The 15,200-nt window shown below is 72.5% G+C and carries 17 protein-coding genes; 8 read left to right on the forward strand and 9 right to left on the reverse strand.

Annotated elements, in window-relative coordinates; all coding sequences use genetic code 11:
• Positions 1 to 9: 9 nt before the first annotated feature.
• Positions 10 to 1,293: an efflux RND transporter periplasmic adaptor subunit gene (locus ME121_RS11210; protein WP_059408852.1), complete on the reverse strand. Its 1,284-nt coding sequence runs from the start codon at positions 1,291 to 1,293 to the stop codon at positions 10 to 12.
• A 177-nt stretch (positions 1,294 to 1,470) separates the two neighbouring features.
• Here ME121_RS11210 and ME121_RS11215 point away from each other — a divergent pair, with 177 nt between their 5' ends.
• Positions 1,471 to 1,653: a hypothetical protein gene (locus ME121_RS11215; RefSeq protein ID WP_012322009.1), complete on the forward strand. Its 183-nt coding sequence runs from the start codon at positions 1,471 to 1,473 to the stop codon at positions 1,651 to 1,653.
• 77 nt (positions 1,654 to 1,730) lie between these two features.
• On the opposite strand, the gene ME121_RS11220 is transcribed toward ME121_RS11215, so the two are convergent.
• From ME121_RS11220 to ME121_RS33555, 4 genes are all read right to left on the reverse strand, one after another.
• A complete protein-coding gene (locus ME121_RS11220) occupies positions 1,731 to 2,765 on the reverse strand; it encodes a glycosyltransferase (RefSeq protein WP_059408853.1) in 1,035 nt (344 codons plus the stop codon).
• Positions 2,762 to 3,856, reverse strand: coding sequence for a glycosyltransferase family 2 protein (locus tag ME121_RS11225; RefSeq protein WP_059408854.1), 1,095 nt, complete (start codon positions 3,854 to 3,856; stop codon positions 2,762 to 2,764). The genes ME121_RS11220 and ME121_RS11225 overlap by 4 nt, the downstream gene beginning before the upstream one ends.
• Before the next feature lie 107 nt (positions 3,857 to 3,963).
• The gene (locus tag ME121_RS11230; RefSeq protein ID WP_012322012.1) at positions 3,964 to 5,058 is read right to left on the reverse strand and encodes a glycosyltransferase family 4 protein; all 1,095 of its coding nucleotides are present in this window, start codon (positions 5,056 to 5,058) and stop codon (positions 3,964 to 3,966) included.
• Complete coding sequence (locus ME121_RS33555; protein ID WP_133250894.1) at positions 5,055 to 5,273, reverse strand: hypothetical protein; 219 nt, start codon at positions 5,271 to 5,273, stop codon at positions 5,055 to 5,057. The genes ME121_RS11230 and ME121_RS33555 overlap by 4 nt, the downstream gene beginning before the upstream one ends.
• Before the next feature lie 115 nt (positions 5,274 to 5,388).
• On the opposite strand from ME121_RS33555, the gene ME121_RS11235 reads away from it, so the two are divergent.
• Both ME121_RS11235 and ME121_RS11240 read left to right on the forward strand, forming a co-directional pair.
• On the forward strand, positions 5,389 to 6,369 hold the full coding sequence (locus ME121_RS11235) for an SPFH domain-containing protein (RefSeq protein ID WP_024828289.1): 981 nt from the start codon (positions 5,389 to 5,391) through the stop codon (positions 6,367 to 6,369).
• 5 nt (positions 6,370 to 6,374) lie between these two features.
• Positions 6,375 to 6,830, forward strand: a complete 456-nt coding sequence (locus ME121_RS11240) for an NfeD family protein (protein ID WP_012322014.1) — start codon at positions 6,375 to 6,377, stop codon at positions 6,828 to 6,830.
• Positions 6,831 to 6,839: 9 nt separating this feature from the next.
• On the opposite strand, the gene ME121_RS11245 is transcribed toward ME121_RS11240, so the two are convergent.
• Positions 6,840 to 9,719: a phosphoenolpyruvate carboxylase gene (locus ME121_RS11245; RefSeq protein WP_029359170.1), complete on the reverse strand. Its 2,880-nt coding sequence runs from the start codon at positions 9,717 to 9,719 to the stop codon at positions 6,840 to 6,842.
• A gap of 162 nt (positions 9,720 to 9,881) precedes the next feature.
• Here ME121_RS11245 and ME121_RS11250 point away from each other — a divergent pair, with 162 nt between their 5' ends.
• Together ME121_RS11250 and ME121_RS11255 are read left to right on the forward strand one after the other, a co-directional pair.
• Positions 9,882 to 10,184, forward strand: coding sequence for a hypothetical protein (locus ME121_RS11250; RefSeq protein WP_024828288.1), 303 nt, complete (start codon positions 9,882 to 9,884; stop codon positions 10,182 to 10,184).
• Complete coding sequence (locus ME121_RS11255; protein WP_012322017.1) at positions 10,181 to 10,918, forward strand: hypothetical protein; 738 nt, start codon at positions 10,181 to 10,183, stop codon at positions 10,916 to 10,918. The genes ME121_RS11250 and ME121_RS11255 overlap by 4 nt, the downstream gene beginning before the upstream one ends.
• A gap of 3 nt (positions 10,919 to 10,921) precedes the next feature.
• Here ME121_RS11255 and ME121_RS11260 read toward each other — a convergent pair whose 3' ends face one another.
• A complete protein-coding gene (locus ME121_RS11260; RefSeq protein ID WP_012322018.1) occupies positions 10,922 to 11,281 on the reverse strand; it encodes a helix-hairpin-helix domain-containing protein in 360 nt (119 codons plus the stop codon).
• 225 nt (positions 11,282 to 11,506) lie between these two features.
• Between ME121_RS11260 and rpmF the strand changes: the two genes are divergently transcribed.
• Positions 11,507 to 11,695: a 50S ribosomal protein L32 gene (gene rpmF, locus ME121_RS11265; protein WP_003601373.1), complete on the forward strand. Its 189-nt coding sequence runs from the start codon at positions 11,507 to 11,509 to the stop codon at positions 11,693 to 11,695.
• A gap of 20 nt (positions 11,696 to 11,715) precedes the next feature.
• Here rpmF and ME121_RS11270 read toward each other — a convergent pair whose 3' ends face one another.
• A complete protein-coding gene (locus ME121_RS11270; protein WP_059408855.1) occupies positions 11,716 to 12,030 on the reverse strand; it encodes a hypothetical protein in 315 nt (104 codons plus the stop codon).
• 93 nt (positions 12,031 to 12,123) lie between these two features.
• Positions 12,124 to 12,720, reverse strand: a complete 597-nt coding sequence (gene phaR, locus ME121_RS11275) for a polyhydroxyalkanoate synthesis repressor PhaR (protein ID WP_012322020.1) — start codon at positions 12,718 to 12,720, stop codon at positions 12,124 to 12,126.
• Positions 12,721 to 13,044: 324 nt separating this feature from the next.
• Between phaR and ME121_RS11280 the strand changes: the two genes are divergently transcribed.
• Positions 13,045 to 14,229: an acetyl-CoA C-acetyltransferase gene (locus tag ME121_RS11280; protein WP_012322021.1), complete on the forward strand. Its 1,185-nt coding sequence runs from the start codon at positions 13,045 to 13,047 to the stop codon at positions 14,227 to 14,229.
• Between the two features lie 114 nt (positions 14,230 to 14,343).
• A complete protein-coding gene (gene phbB / locus ME121_RS11285) occupies positions 14,344 to 15,072 on the forward strand; it encodes an acetoacetyl-CoA reductase (protein ID WP_012322022.1) in 729 nt (242 codons plus the stop codon).
• The last annotated feature ends 128 nt before the right edge of the window (positions 15,073 to 15,200 follow it).

Below are 15,200 nucleotides of genomic sequence, written 5' to 3' on the forward strand. Positions count from 1 at the left end.
CGACTCGTCCTACCGCGGCGCCGCGTCGGCGATCGGCGTGCTGGTGGCGGCCGGGACGGGGCGCACGCGGTCGCCGTCGCGCAGGAAGCTTCCGGCGCGGGCCACGACGCTCTCGCCGGCCGCGACGCCGGAGCGGAGTTCCGTGAAGCCGTCGGCGGAGAGGCCCGTGGTCACGGGCCGCGCCTCGACGCGCCCGTCCCTCGCCACGAGCACGCTGGCGCGGCCGTCGGCCGCGTAGAGCAGGCTGGAGACCGGGACGGCGATGCCGGTGCGGCGCGCGATCTCCACGCTGCCGCGCGCGAAGGCGCCGATGCGCAGGGCCGGATCATCGCCGAGGCGGATGCGCACCTTGCCGAGCCGCGTCGCCCGGTCGACCTCCGGGTAGACCCGGCGCACCTTGCCGGCGAGGCGGCGACCGTCATCGAGGTCGAGGCTCGCCGGATTGCCGACGTGGATGCGCGCCAGCGACGTCTCGGGCACCTCGCCCTCCAATTCGATCTCGCCCCGGGCGATCAGCCGGAACAGCGGCTCGCCCGCCGCCGTGGCGGTGGCGCCGATCCGGGCGGTGCGGCGGTTGACGATCCCGGCTTCGGGGGCGCGGATGTCGGTGCGGGCGCGCCGCAGGGCGATCTCGGCCCCGGCGGCCCGCGCCGTGGCGAGGTCGGCCTGGGCCGATTGCAGGCCGCCCCTGGCGGCGGCGAGGCGGCCTTCCGCCCCCTGCGCCGCCGAGACGCGCTGTTCCAGCACGGCCGCGGTGGCGTTGCCGGTCTTGGCGAGCGCCTGGGCCCGCTCGAGCGCCTGCTTGGCCTCCAGGTTGGCGGCCTCCGCCTGGACGATCTGGCTCCGGGCCTGGACGATGGCCGCCTCGGCGCGGGCGATCGCCGCCGCGTTCGAGGCCTCCTGGGTGACGATCATCTCCAGCGACAGCTTGGCGAGAACCTGTCCCTTGGTGACGCGGTCACCCTCCTCGACGAGGAGATCGGTGATGCGCAGACCCTCGACCTCGGGGGAGACGAGGATCTCGTCCCGGGGGACCAGTGTGCCGGTGACGACGGCCCGCTCGACGATCTCGCGGCTCTCGGCCGGCACGACCGTGACCGCGGGCGCGATGGCGGCGGCGTCGGGAACGGCGGCGGTCTCGACCGCCCGGGCCGGCGCCGCCGCGAGCATCGCGAGCCCGCACAGGAGACTGAGGCGAGACGCGCGCCAACGGACGGAGTTCACGGCGGGGACCTCACAGTCGGCGCTGGACGGGTATTGCCTCTCCCTCGCTGGGCAGGTCGGCGTTTTCATGGCGAGCCATCCTGGACGGTGCCGAGCATAGCGCCGTCGCGCGAGGCCGTCGCCGGGCCTCGCGCCGCAGGTCATCGTGGCGGCCGGAGCGCGGCGGTTTAGATCGATCCAGCTGCAACCCGCCACGAATAGCGACGTTAATAGATCGATGGTCTTCTCGGGACCGGGGAGGGATCGATGAGCATTTTCCAGATTAGACAGAAAAAGAGCGGCGCGGTGCTCTGGACTGGCGCGGCTGCCGATGAGCAGACGGCCCTCGACGCTATGGCGCGCGAGGCGGGATATCGCGATTTCTCGTCCCTGCCGGACGCGATCCGCGCCGACGGGATCGAGGCGGCGAAGCTCGACCTGATCTCCTGATCTCGGACTGCGCTACCCGCGCCGGAGCGGATCCCGCTTCGGCGCTGCCGACGTTCGGATCTTCGCTGGCCGACCGATCAGAGGCGCCGCACTAGGTCGTCGATCGTCGCGGCGCAGGTCCGGACCGCGTCCGGATCGTGCAGGCCGCCGATAAACGCGGGGTCGAGGGCGAGGCCCGCCGCGATCAGGCCCGGCCACGCCGCGGGCGAGGGCCAGCCGGGATGCACGACCGCGGCCCCGAGCCGGGCCAGCGCCTCGGCCTTCTCGGTCTGCTCGCCATAGGCCCGCTCCTCCGGCAGGCAGAGGAAGCGTTTCCGCTGCGCGGCGGCCAGGGCAACGACGCCGTCGCCGCCGCCGCCCACCAGCAAAGCCGCCCGCGCGACCCGCGCCTCGACGTCGGGGACCCAGCCGTGCAGGTGCAGGTTGTCTGGCACGGGGCCCGAGCCCGAGACCGGTCCCAGGACGTGCCACGGCCGGTCCGGTACCGCCCGCGCCGCCGCGGCGAGCTCCGCGAGGCTGCCGCCCGCACCGCCCCGGCCGAACACCACCACGATCTCGCGCCCCAACTCGGGCGGGGCCTGCGCCGGCGCGCCGAGGAACCCCGCGTAGAGCGTCTTGGCCCGGACCCAGTCCGGCACGGCCGCGCCGTCGAGCGCGGCGGGGAAGGGGGCGAGCAGCCGCGTTGCGCTGCGGAAGGCCTCCAGATGCGGCCGGTCGGTCCGTGTCCCCGCGAGGCGCACCACCAGGGTCGGCACCGACAGGAGACGCGCCAGGATCGCCACCTCCACCGAGACGTCGACGACCAGGAGGGCCGGGTCGGCCCGCTCCGCCCAGGCGGCGATGCGCGCCATCCGCGCGCGGACCCCCGGATGGTCGAGCGGCGCGTAGTGCAGGGCCTCGGGCCGCTCGATGGCGCCGTCCCGGCCGTCGAAGGCCGCGTCGCCGAGGGGGCGGTCGTCGGGCAGGTCGACGATGTCGAGGCCTGCGGTGTCGAACCCGGCAAGGGTGCCGAGGACGGTGCAGGGCCGGTTCAGGGCGCCCGCGACCGCCCGGGCCCGCTGGAGATGGCCGGCGCCCTGGTGGTGGACGTACCAGCCGATGCCGCGGGTCACGCGGCGTCCCTCAAGGACAGGGCGAGGGCGTCGAGATCGGCGACCGCCAGATCGAGGGCGCATTCCCGCGCGGGCGGGCTGCGCGACTCGAGGATCCGGTCGGCCCGCTCCACGAAGGCGATGTCGTTCGGGCAGGCCCCGACGGCGGCGAGATCCTCCGCGTCGAGCCCGAGCCGCGCGCAGGCCGCGGCGCGGGCCTGGGGGTCGAGGGGGAAGGCCCGGCGGAGGGCCGCGCGGCGCAGGATCAGCGCCTGCCAGTGGGCCGCCTCCGGCAGCAGGTAGGCCTCTCCGTCGAGGACGCGGGTCCGGCGGAGCATCTCGGTGGCCATGCCGCCCGAGACCCGTCCCTGATGGCGGGACGAGACCAGGACCTGCACGTCCGGGCAGTGGCGCAGGCGCGCACCGTTGGCGCGCAGCAGCCCGACGAGGGCGTTGTCCTCGCCGCAGGGCAGCGCCGGCAGTCCGCCCACGGCCCGGTACAGGATCGCGGGAACGGCGAGGCTCGCGCCGGTATGGTCGCCGTGGCGGGGGGCCGGATCGTGGGGCGGCGGGTCGAGCAGGTCCTCCAGGCGGCGGACGCCGGACCAGTAGCGCTCGATGCGCGCGTGCAGGTCTGCGAGGGCGGGGTCCGGGGTGCCGTCGTCGTCGATCACCAGCCGGCCGCCCACGATGTCCGCGGCCTCCAGCGCGCGGAGATTGGCCGCCACCCACTCGGCCGGCAGGCGGGCATCCGCGTCGGTGGTGAGAAGGATGCCGTCCGGCTCACCGTCGGCCTCCAGCCAGTCGGCACCGGCATCGAGCGCCATGCGCCGGGCCGTGCCGACATGGGCGTCCGCGCCGACGAGGTCGACCGCGATCAGCCGGAGGGTCAGCGTCGCGAGGATGCCCGAGGCCTCGACGTCCCGCACCGCCTGGACGGTCCCGTCCGTGCAATTGTTGGCCAGCACCACGACGCGCAGCGGCGCCCGCGCCGAGACGCCGTTCTGCGCCGCCAGGGAGGCGAGCAGGCGGGGCAGGCGCTCGGCCTCGTTCCGGGCGGGAATGCAGACGACGCAGGGCGGTGGGGCCGGGTGATCGGCGTCGGTGGTCATGACAGGTCTCCCGTGGCACCCTCGTGCGCCGCGGAGGTCGAGGGCGGCCCGTCATGCCGCCGGGCTCCGGGCTCGGGTGCGGATTGCGGCGCGCGGATCCGCGCCGTTCAGCCGCGTCCTCCGGCGACGCGCAGGGCCGGCCGCGCCCGCTCGGCGCAGCGCGCGATCACGGCGTCGTAGGCTTCCAGATAGCGCCCGGTCATGGCGGCGGCGTCGTAGAGCGCCTCGGCGCGGTCGCGGCAGGCCCGGCGCGACAGGCCGGCGGCTTCCCGGATCGCCACCGAGAGATCCTGCGGATCGTCCGGGCGCCCGAGGCGGCCGCAGGACGCGTCCAGGATGTCGGGCATGGCGCCGCGGCGGAAGGCTGCCACCGGGGTGCCGCAGGCGAGCGCCTCCGCCACGACGAGGCCGAAGGGCTCCTCCCAGCGCGGCGAGACGATCGCCACGCGGGCCCGGCCGAGATGGTGGGCGAGGTCCCGGTGGGAGAGATGACCGAGATGCGTCAGGTCCGGACCGAGGCGCGGGGCGATCTCGGCGGCCCAGTAGCCGGGATTGAGCTTGGGACCCGCGAAGGTGAGCGGCAGCCCGGCGGCCCGGGCCGCGTCGATCGCGAGGTGCAGCCCCTTCTCGGGCACGATCCGGCCCGACCAGAAGGCGAAGGGCGGATCGTCGGCAGCGTGTGAGAACGCGAAGGTCGAGAGGTCCACCCCGTTGTCGACCACCTGGGCGCCGGGCACGAGATGCGCCCATTCCTGCGCCAGGGACGGCGAGACCGCCAGGAAGGCCATGTCGGGATCGGCCTGGACCACGCCGCTGACCAGGGACTCGAAGGGCGGCGTGTGCAGCACGGTCACCCAGGGCAGGCCCAGCCGGGCGCTCTCGCGCAGCGGCAGCGCGTGCAGGGAATTGTTGTGGACGAGATCGAAGCCGCCGGCCGCGACCATCTCCATCATGCGCCGGTAGGCGTCCTCCTCGGTGCGGTCGATCACCTCCTCGCGCTCGGGATCGAGGAGCGCGTCCCCGGTCGGATCGCAGAGCGTCACGGGATCGAGCGCCGGGTCCGACCCGCGGCTGGCGAACAGCGTGACGTCGTGCCCGTGCCGCTTCAGCGCGACGGTCAGGAGGTGCGTGTGCATCTCCAGGCCGCCGGCATAGGGCTGGCCGATCGGGTATTTCAGATGTGCGAGGACAGCGATCTTCACGCGCGCACCGAGTCCGGTTGGGTGGGGATTTCTGCCGCCCGCAGCGGCGTGAAAGGACTTCTTTCCGCGGCGAGGGTGGCGGGGATCATGCCGAATGTTTCTTCAACAAGCGTTGCTTCGACGGGGTCTGAGCGACGACGAACGCGACGCTTCCCGGCTTCGTAAGCGCGGCGGCCTGAACCATTGATGATCGAGATGAGCGGGTGGCCGTTCACGCCGCGGCGCGGCACGCCCCCCGGGCGCCCCTGAGGCCCGCGGTCGCGGAGCCCGGAGCGGCCTGTTAGGCTGCGGGGCCGCGCCGGCCGTGGCGTCGGCAGGGGAGGGGTGTCGATGGGGCTTCCGTTCGGGCTCAGCGTGTTCGCCGTGGGCGTGGCGGCGCTGGCGATCGTCACCCTGGCCGCGGGCGTGAAGATCGTGCCCCAGGGCTACGTCTACACGGTGGAGCGCTTCGGCCGCTACGCCCGCAGCCTCGACGCCGGACTCGGGCTGATCACGCCCTTCGTCGAGCGCGTCGGCCGCAAGGTCAACGTGATGGAGCAGGTCATCGACGTGCCGAGCCAGCAGGCCTTCACCCGCGACAATGCCGGCGTCACCATCGACGCGGTCGTGTTCTACCAGGTCCTCGACGCGGCGCGCGCATCCTACGAGGTCTCGAGCCTCGACCTCGCCGCCACGACGCTGACCATGACCAATATCCGCACCGTGGTCGGCTCGATGGATCTCGACCAGCTCCTCGCCCACCGCGACGAGATCAACGAGCGCCTGCTCCGGGTGATGGACGCGGCGGCCTCGCCCTGGGGCGTCAAGATCAACCGGATCGAGATCAAGGACATCGTGCTCCCGGCCGATCTCGCCGGGGCGATGGCCCGGCAGATGAAGGCCGAGCGCGAGAAGCGCGCCTCGATCCTGGAGGCGGAAGGGCAGCGCGCCGCCGAGATCCTGCGGGCCGAGGGGCGCAAGCAGTCGGCGATCCTGGAGGCGGAGGGCCGGCGCGAGGCCGCCTTCCGCGACGCGGAGGCGCGGGAGCGCTCCGCCGAGGCCGAGGCGACGGCGACCGGCATGGTCAGCCGGGCGATCGCCGAGGGCGACATCGCGGCGGCGAACTTCCTCGTGGCCGAGAAGTACGTCGACGCCGTGCGGGCGATCGCCACCGCGCCGAACCAGCGGGTCGTGGTGGTGCCGATCGAGGCGGCGGCGCTCGCCGGCACCCTCGGTGGCATCGGCGAACTCACCCGCTCGGTCTTCGGCGACGGCGCCGCCGCGCCCCGGCGCACCGGGACCCCGCCGAACGTCGCTGCGCCGCGGGCCTGACGCCGGTGACGATCGCCTCCCTCGCCGGAACCTTCGAGGCCCTCGGGGCGGCCTGGAGCTGGGTGATCGCCGGCCTCGTGCTGGCCGGTGCCGAGATCCTGCTGCCCGGCGTGTTCCTGATCTGGCTCGGGCTCGCCGCCGTCGCGACCGGCCTCGCGGCGGCGGCGCTCCCCATGCCCTGGCAGGGCCAGACCCTGCTGTTCGCCGGTCTCGCCGTCGCCCTGGTGGCGCTCGCGACGCGCCTCCAGCGGCGCGGCAAGGGTACCGGGCCGGAGCTGAACCGGGCCGACCGGGGCCTGATCGGGCGCGAGGGGGTGCTCGACGAGCCGATCGTGCGGGGCGCGGGCCGGATCCGCTTCGACGACACGCTGTGGCGGGTCGAGGGGCCCGACCTGCCGGCGGGCCGGCGGGTGCGCGTCACCGGGATCGGCGGCACGGTCCTGCGCGTGGAGGCGGCCTGAGGGCCGCGCCTACCCGAACGCCCCGACCTCGTGCTGGATCATCCCCGAGATTTCCCGCACCTGATCGAACATCCGGCGAATCGGCTGGAACAGGTTGGCGTGCTCGGACTCGTAGGTGCCGACGTCGCGCGGGCCGGCCGGCTCGCCGAAATTGAGGCCGAGCGTCGGGTCCGGCGTGACCGGGAAGATCGCGTCGAGGAGCTTCAGGCAGCCGTCGATGTCCAGCCGCAGGAAGCGCTCCAGCAGCTGCTCGCGGGAGATGCCCGCCTGCGGCCGGAAGCCCGGGATGTGCACCGCCAGGAACCAGATCCGGTGGATCAGCGCGAGGCGCAGGGCGTGGAGCAGCGTCAGCCGGGCCGACATGGCGGGCAGGTCCGGGGCGGCCGCGCTCAGGGCGAGCCAGTCCCGGGTCAGGCGTCCGAACAGGTTCCGCAGCGCGGGGGCGAGGTCGAGGCGCTCCAGCGCCCCCGAGATCACCACGAGCTCGTCCCGGCGGAAATCCTTCTGGGTGCGCCGCGCCCGCTCCAGCCACACGGCCGGGTCGAGGGTGTCGATGTAGGCCCGCAGCACGTCGAGGTCGCCGACCGAGGCGGCGTGCTGGACCAGCCGGAAGGCCCGGGAGAAGCGCACCGAATCGCGCCGCATGTCGCGGAACAGGTCCGGGCCGCGCTGGGCGGCCCGTCCGATCCCGTGGAGGGAATTCGCCAGGAAGCCGAGCTGGTGCAGGATCGCGTTGTTGGGGATCGCCCGCATCTGGCGCGGATGGGTGATCCGCGCCGGGCCGCCGTTGTCGGTCTGGCGCGCCACCGGGCGCGACCCGGTCCGGTCGATCAGGCTCGGGCCGAAGGTGCCGAGCAGGGCGGCGTAGCCCGGGTCGTCGACCAGCGCCTCCATGTCCTGGCGGGCGGCGGTGAAGAACTCGAGGGCGAAATCCGGCTCGGCGTAGATCGGATCGACCCTGCCGTCGGAGGCCTTCGGCCGGTCGTTCAAGGCGTAGTCCGGGAACGAATCCTCCTCCGTCACGTCGAGCGCGTAGACGTGCTCGGCGATGCGGGCGACGCTGGCGCGCGCCAGCGCCTCGGTGCCGTACAGCAGGTAGCCGTCGGTGCCCTGGAAGCTCGATTCGAGCCGGACCCGGATGCCGGCCTTGCGGGCCCGGTCCCGCGCATCCTCTGGGGCGAGGTAGGCGAGGCGGTCGCGCAGGGAGGTCGGATGGGCGCCGCGCCCGATCGACTCGCCGTGCGTGTCGAAGATCGCGAGCTCGACGTCGGACAGGCCGTTCTGGACCAGCATCTCGGTGATGCGCAGCCGCAGCCGCTCGATCCAGAAGGTCGCCGCCAGCTGGCCGACGTAGCGGCCCGAATCGGAGTAGCCGAACTGCACGGTGAGCCGGCCGATGCGCTTCAGATACTGCCGCCAGTGCGGGTTGCGCAGGGCGTCGTCGAGCACCCGGATACCCTGCTCGAGGGCGCTCGCCGTCTCGAACAGCGGCGTGATCTCGAGCTTGTCGGCGATGCCGTAGTGGCGCGCGAGCCAGAGGGCCGCGAGCAGGGTGTAGCCGGTCTCGGTCTCGGCGATGAGGAAGCGCACCGGATGGGTGCCGTCCACGTGCTTGAGGATCTGGGCGATCGTCATCATCAGCCGCGCCGCCGAGGCCCGCTCGGCCGCGAGCGCCCCGAAATCGACGGCCACCGGGCGGACGTCGTTCAGCAGGGTGTGGATCGTCGCGAGGTGCGAGCGGCGCCGAGCCGCGTCGGTGGGCTCGCCCTCCAGGTCGATCACCCGCCGCACCGCGTTGTGGATCTGGCTCGCGTTCAGCCGGAAATGCGGCAGGGCGTTCGACAGGCCGTGCGTCGCGACCCCCGCGCGCAGGATGGCGATCCGGCGCTGGTCACCCGCGTCGTCGGCGGCCTCGAGGGCCTGGGTCAGCCCGGCGACGAGGGCGCCGGCATCGGTCTGGGCGCGCTCGCGCTCGATGATGAGCGCCAGGGCGAAGCGGTGCACCGCCTCGAGGGACGGCTGGTCACCGAGGCGCGGCGCCACGGTGAGCTGGCGGTTCACCGCCGCCAGGGCGTTCTCGGCGAGGGCCCGGACCTCCCGGCAGGCGGGGATCTCCGGCAGGTCGCGCATCACCCGGTCGAACTGCATGCGCTTCGAGATCAGCCGGTAGCGCAGGGTGTCCCACCAGCCGATATCGGTCCGCCCGTCGGTGTCGCAGCCGACCCAGCTGGCGATGGCGAAGGGGCGTGGCGTCAGCTCCGTCCAGCGGTCCGGCCAGCGGGCGCGGGCGGCGTCGAGCAGGGCGCCGTTGAAGGCGTCGAGGGCGAGCCGGCCGTTATTGGCCGCCGCGCAGGCCTGCTCGAACTCGACATCCAGGGTGATCGGCGCGTCCGGCCGCGTCGACAGGGCCGCCGCGCGCGCGATCAGCCCGGCGCGGTCCTTGGCGTCGGACAGGCTCGCGGCCTCGGCGAGGAGGCCGGCGACAGCCCGGGGCATGCCGAAGGTAGGGTGGGCCGTGAACACCACCGCGAAGGCGGTGCGGTGGATCAGGGCCGCGAAGGTCTCGACGCTGTCCGCCCGGTCGGGGGCCGCCGCCACGAGCCGGGCGGGAATTCCCGCCTGCGGGTCGTCCGGGCCGGCGTCGAGCCCGACATAGGCGCGCAGCCGCTCCGCCCGCGCCGCCAGGGCCGCGGCACGCAGGCGCACGAACAGCCCGTCCAGGTCGCCGGTCGAGATCTCGTCCCGGTCGAAGCGCCGGGTGATCGCCAAGGTCACCGCCAGGACGGGATTGCGGAACGGATCCTCCCGGGCCTGCTCCCGGGCGGCCTCGATCAGGCCGAGGAGGTGCGCCTCCAGTTCCTCGGGCTCGCGGCTCGGCTCGTGCTGCATCGGTCGGTCCCGGCTCCGGTCTGCCCGCATCTACCCGGTCCGACGGCCCACGCAAGGAGCGTTCCGCGCGCGATCGGGGACACGGCCGCGACGCGGCGGGGAGACATCGAGGCCTGGATGGGGTGGCGGTGGCCCGAACCGCAGGTTAGAGCTGGCCTCCTGATGGAGCGCCTGTTCATCATCCTGGCTATTCTGGTCTTCGCCGTCGCCATCGTCGCGGTCGCCGCGATGGCGGCGCGCGGCCGGCGCGAGCCCCTGCGCATGGGTTCCGAACTCGACATCGAGGACGAGGACCTGCTCATCGGCTCGGTCGGACCGCGCAAGAGCCCGATCGACCGCAGCGCACAGGTGCTCGACCCGCGGGTGCTCGATCTGGAAGCGATTGAATTGGAGCCGATCCGAGCTCTCGACCGGACGCAGCGCAACCAGCCGCTCCGCGGGGATCCGCCGGGAGCCGCGCGATGAGGCTGCGCGCGCGCGGGGTGGCCGGGCTGCTGCTCGCCGGCCCTCTCTGCCTGTCGATGATGCAGAGCGTTCCGTCGGCGCCCGCCGGCAAGCCGGCCGCGCCTGCCCAGGTCGCGCCTGCGCAAGTCCCGCCTGCCCAAGTCCCGCCTGCCCAAGTCCCGCCTGTCCCTGCGGCGCCCGCGGCGGCGGCGCCAGCAACGCCCGGTCAGATCGACCCTCGGGCGGCGAGCCCCACGCCGGCCGCCGGTCCGACTCTCGAGCAGCCCTGCGGCACGCAGGCGGCCCGGTTCGAGAGCGCCAAGGGGTTCAAGATGGTGATCACGCGGGCCGGGCAGGTCCGCACGACGAACCCGCTCAGGCCGCTGACGACCGAGGTGAACGAGGTTCTCCAGGTCGTGATCGCCGGCAAGGTCGCCACCGCCTACGGGCCGGACTTCACGACGCTGCGGCGCGGCGGCGCCGCGTCGGGCGTCGAGGCGATGCTCGGCAGCCCGATCCAGTGGGAGCCGACGCTGCCGACCTTCCCCGATCCGATCGCGATCGTCACCGAGGAGGGGACGCCCCTGGCGCAGCTCACGTTCCGCGCCTGCGAGGCGCCGCCCGCCGTCAAGGCGCCGAAGGTGCCGAAGGCCGAGGCCCGCAAGAAGGCGCCCCGGCACGCGGCGCCGAAGGCCGCCGCGGCCCCGAAGACGCCCCCCGGCTTCTCCATGCCTCAGGGGGCGATCGCCGAGTAGCGGCTACTTCTGCTTGGCGATGACCTTGTCCTTGATGCCGTCGTAGACATTCTTCGGGATGATCTTCTTGGAGACGAGGTCGTCCTTCCCGCGATACGGCCGCCCCTTGATGATCGCGGCCGCGCGGGCCGCGCCGATGCCGGGCAGGGCGTCGAGCTCCTCGGCGCTGGCGCTGTTGAGGTCGATGAGTGCCCCCTTGGCGGCGTTCGGCGATCCGGCGACCGGTGCGCTCGGCGCCGCGGGCTTCGCGGGGGCCACGGGGGCCGCGGTCGTCGGCGCCTGGGGCGCCTGCGCCAGGGCGGGAGCCGCGACGAGGCTCGACAGGAGGGCGAGGAGGGCGAGGGTCTTGGTGGAGGAGGCCATGGCGTTCTCCCGAGAGGCGCGGCCCGCACCGCGGTGCCGTCGCGTCAGAACTGCGCCGCCCCGATTGAACCCGCGCTTAACGGTTGTGGTCCGGCACCCCTAGTCACGGGCCGGCGCCGGAGCTATAAGCCGGCCCTCATCCGTATCCCGCGGTGTGCGTGGCGATCCTCGATCGAGGAGCCGCCCGCGCGCCGCTTTGTCCGCGGCGTCACGAAGGATCCAGCCATGGCCGTTCCGAAGCGAAAGACCTCCCCCTCCCGCCGCGGCATGCGCCGCTCGGCCGACGCCCTCAAGGCGCCGACCTACGTCGAGGACAAGGATTCCGGCGAGCTGCGCCGCCCGCACCACATCGACCTGAAGACCGGCATGTACCGCGGCCGTCAGGTGCTGAAGGTGAAGTCCGCCGAGGCCTGAGCCTTCGCGAGGGCGGCGCCTCAGGCGAGGCGCCGCGCCGCCTCCGCGTAGCGCGCGGCGGCCATCCGGGTCCGTTCCAGGCGCGACGGCAGCAGCGTCGGATCACCCGCCGTCAGCAATTGCGCGATGAAGCCGGCGCGGGATCTCCCCGCGGCCGCGCGTTCTGCTGTCCGGGGGGCGGGCGACTCGTCGGACCGGCCCCCGTCGATCAAGGCGAGAGCCTGGACCTCCGTCCGCGCCGCCTCGGGGGACCCGTCCGCGTCCGGGACCGGCGCGCGCCGGGTGGAGCGGACCTGTGTCGGGCCGAGACGGCTGACTGTTCCGATCCGCACCATGCGCACATTCTCCGCACGTTTCCGTGCCCGTGTCGCAAAGGTGGGGCCGACGTTTACGGATCGTCAACCCTTCGTCCGGCCGGTCCGGCCGAATTACTTTTTCGCGAGCGCCTCCAGGCGCTGCTGCATCTCCAGCATCTGGCGCTTGAGATCGTCCAGCTCGCCGCCCCCGTATTGCGCGGACTGTGTCGGGGCCGGCGCCGTCGGCTGGGCTCCGGGCGCGGGCGGCGCGAAGCCCGTGAACATCTTCATGGCGTCGCCGAAGAAGTTCATGTTGGTGCGCACCTGCTGCTCGATGGCGTTCTGGAACGCTGCCGGACCGAAGCTCTGGGCGAACTTCTCGCGCAGGCCGTCCTGGTCCTTGGCGAAATTCGCCATCGAGAATTCGAGGAAGCTCGGCACCATCGTGCGCATGCTGTCGCCGTAGAAGCGGATCAGCTGGCGCAGGAACGCCACCGGGAGCAGGTTCTCGGCGCCGGCCTTGTTCTCCTGCTCGAAGATGATCTGCGTGAGGACCGAGCGGGTGATGTCGTCGCCCGTGCGCGCGTCGTAGACGACGAAATCCTCGCCGTTCTGCACCATCGTGGCGAGGTCCTCCAGCGTCACGTAGGTCGAGGTGCCGGTGTGATAGAGGCGCCGGTTGGCGTACTTCTTGATGACGGTCTGGGTGGCCTTGACGGTATCCGCCATCGGGAACGGCCTTTCTGGACTCGGGACCGGGGGGCGTTGCAGACGCGCGGTGCTGTCTGGCGGGGGCTGTCTTCGCGCCCGCAACACGATCCTTAAAGCCTTCCCCGGGCGCAGAAAACAGCAAACTGCAGCTCTTCAACGCAGAATAATGCAGAGTGGTCGGGGCGGCCGCGCCATTTCAGTCTCGCGGTCGCGTCATCGGCGCGTTTGGCGCATCGATGCACAACCTTGACTTCGCCGACCTCAAGCCCTTCATCCCAGAGCCGGCACAGAGCGCGCCCCGGGACGTGGAGGCGCGCCGGCTCGCGAGAGGAGAACGTTCACATGGCAGGCAGCGAAGAGATCGTCATCGTCGGGGCGGCGCGCACGCCGGTCGGCTCGTTCGGCGGCGCCTTCGGGGCGGTGCCGGCCCACGAGCTCGGCGCGACGGCGATCAAGGCCGCCCTGGAGCGGGCCAAGGTCTCGCCCGATGAGGTGGACGAGGTGATCTTCGGGCAGGTCCTCACCGCGGGCGCCGGCCAGAACCCCGCCCGGCAGGCCGCCATCAAGGCCGGCATCCCCGAGAAGGCCACCGCGTGGGGCCTCAACCAGGTCTGCGGCTCGGGTCTGCGCACGGTCGCGATCGGCATGCAGCAGATCGCCAATGGCGACGCCAAGGTCATCGTGGCCGGCGGTCAGGAATCGATGTCCCTGTCTCCCCACGCGCAGTACCTGCGCGGCGGCCAGAAGATGGGCGACGTGAAGCTCGTCGACACCATGATCAAGGACGGGCTCTGGGACGCCTTCAACGGCTACCACATGGGTCAGACCGCCGAGAACGTCGCCCAGGCCTTCCAGCTCACCCGCGAGCAGCAGGACCAGTTCGCGACCCGCTCGCAGAACAAGGCCGAGGCAGCCCGCAAGGAGGGCCGGTTCAAGGACGAGATCGTCCCCGTCACCGTGCCGGGCAAGAAGGGCGACACGGTCGTCGACACCGACGAGTACATCCGCGACGGCGCCACCATCGAGGCGATGGCCAAGCTGAAGCCGGCCTTCACCAAGGACGGCACCGTCACGGCCGCCAACGCCTCGGGCCTCAACGACGGCGCCGCCGCCCTGGTGCTGATGTCGGCCTCGGAGGCCGAGCGCCGCGGCCTGACCCCGCTCGCCCGGATCAAGTCCTGGGCGACCGCCGGCGTCGATCCGAAGGTCATGGGCACCGGCCCGATCCCGGCCTCCCGCAAGGCCCTGGAGAAGGCCGGCTGGAAGCCGTCCGACCTCGACCTGATCGAGGCCAACGAGGCCTTCGCGGCCCAGGCGCTGGCCGTGAACAAGGACATGGGCTGGGACGACGCGAAGGTGAACGTCAACGGCGGCGCCATTGCCATCGGTCACCCGATCGGCGCCTCGGGCGCCCGCGTGCTCGTCACCCTGCTGCACGAGATGAAGCGCCGCGACGCCAAGAAGGGCCTCGCCACGCTCTGCATCGGCGGTGGCATGGGCGTGGCGATGTGCGTCGAGCGGACCTGATCGGTCTGTCACGACAGTATCGGCTCACAACATAGACTTAAGGCCGAAGTCAGAAAAAATCGCGTGCGGACGCCATCCGCACGCGGCATCAAGTGATGCGAACAGGAGGAAACAATGGCTCAAGGACGCGTCGCCCTCGTGACGGGCGGCACCCGCGGCATCGGCGCGGCGATCTCGAAGCGGCTCAAGGACAAGGGCTACAAGGTCGCCGCCAACTACGCCGGCAACGACGAGGCGGCCAACGCCTTCAAGGCCGAGACCGGCATCCCGGTCTTCAAGTTCGACGTGGGTGATCTCGCGAGCTGCGAGGCCGGCATCAAGGCGATCGAGGCCGAACTCGGCCCGGTGGACATCCTGGTGAACAACGCCGGCATCACCCGGGACGGCGCCTTCCACAAGATGACGTTCGAGAAGTGGCAGGCGGTCATCAAGACCAACCTCGACTCGATGTTCACCTGCACCCGTCCGCTGATCGAGGGCATGCGCAGCCGCAACTTCGGCCGCATCATCATCATCTCGTCGATCAACGGCCAGAAGGGCCAGGCCGGGCAGACCAACTACTCGGCCGCCAAGGCCGGCGTGATCGGTTTCGCCAAGGCCCTGGCGCAGGAGAGCGCCTCGAAGGGCATCACCGTCAACGTGGTGGCGCCGGGCTACATCGCCACCGAGATGGTGATGGCGGTGCCCGAGGACATCCGCAACAAGATCATCTCGACGATCCCGACCGGCCGCCTCGGCGAGTCCGACGAGATCGCCCACGCGGTCGAGTATCTCGCCAGCGACGAGGCCGGCTTCGTGAACGGCTCGACACTGACCATCAACGGCGGCCAGCACTTCGTCTGATCGCCGCGGGCGCGCCGGATCGAACCGGCGCGCCTGCCCTGTGGGCAAGTAGCCCCACCGCGTCGGGCGCGCATCTCTCCGTCCGAAGAGCGTTCCTTCCCACACGCCGCGCGGCCGAGCCCGACGAC

It is taken from the genome of Methylobacterium sp. ME121 (genome assembly GCF_000974725.1).
In the GTDB taxonomy this organism is placed as follows: domain Bacteria; phylum Pseudomonadota; class Alphaproteobacteria; order Rhizobiales; family Beijerinckiaceae; genus Methylobacterium; species Methylobacterium radiotolerans.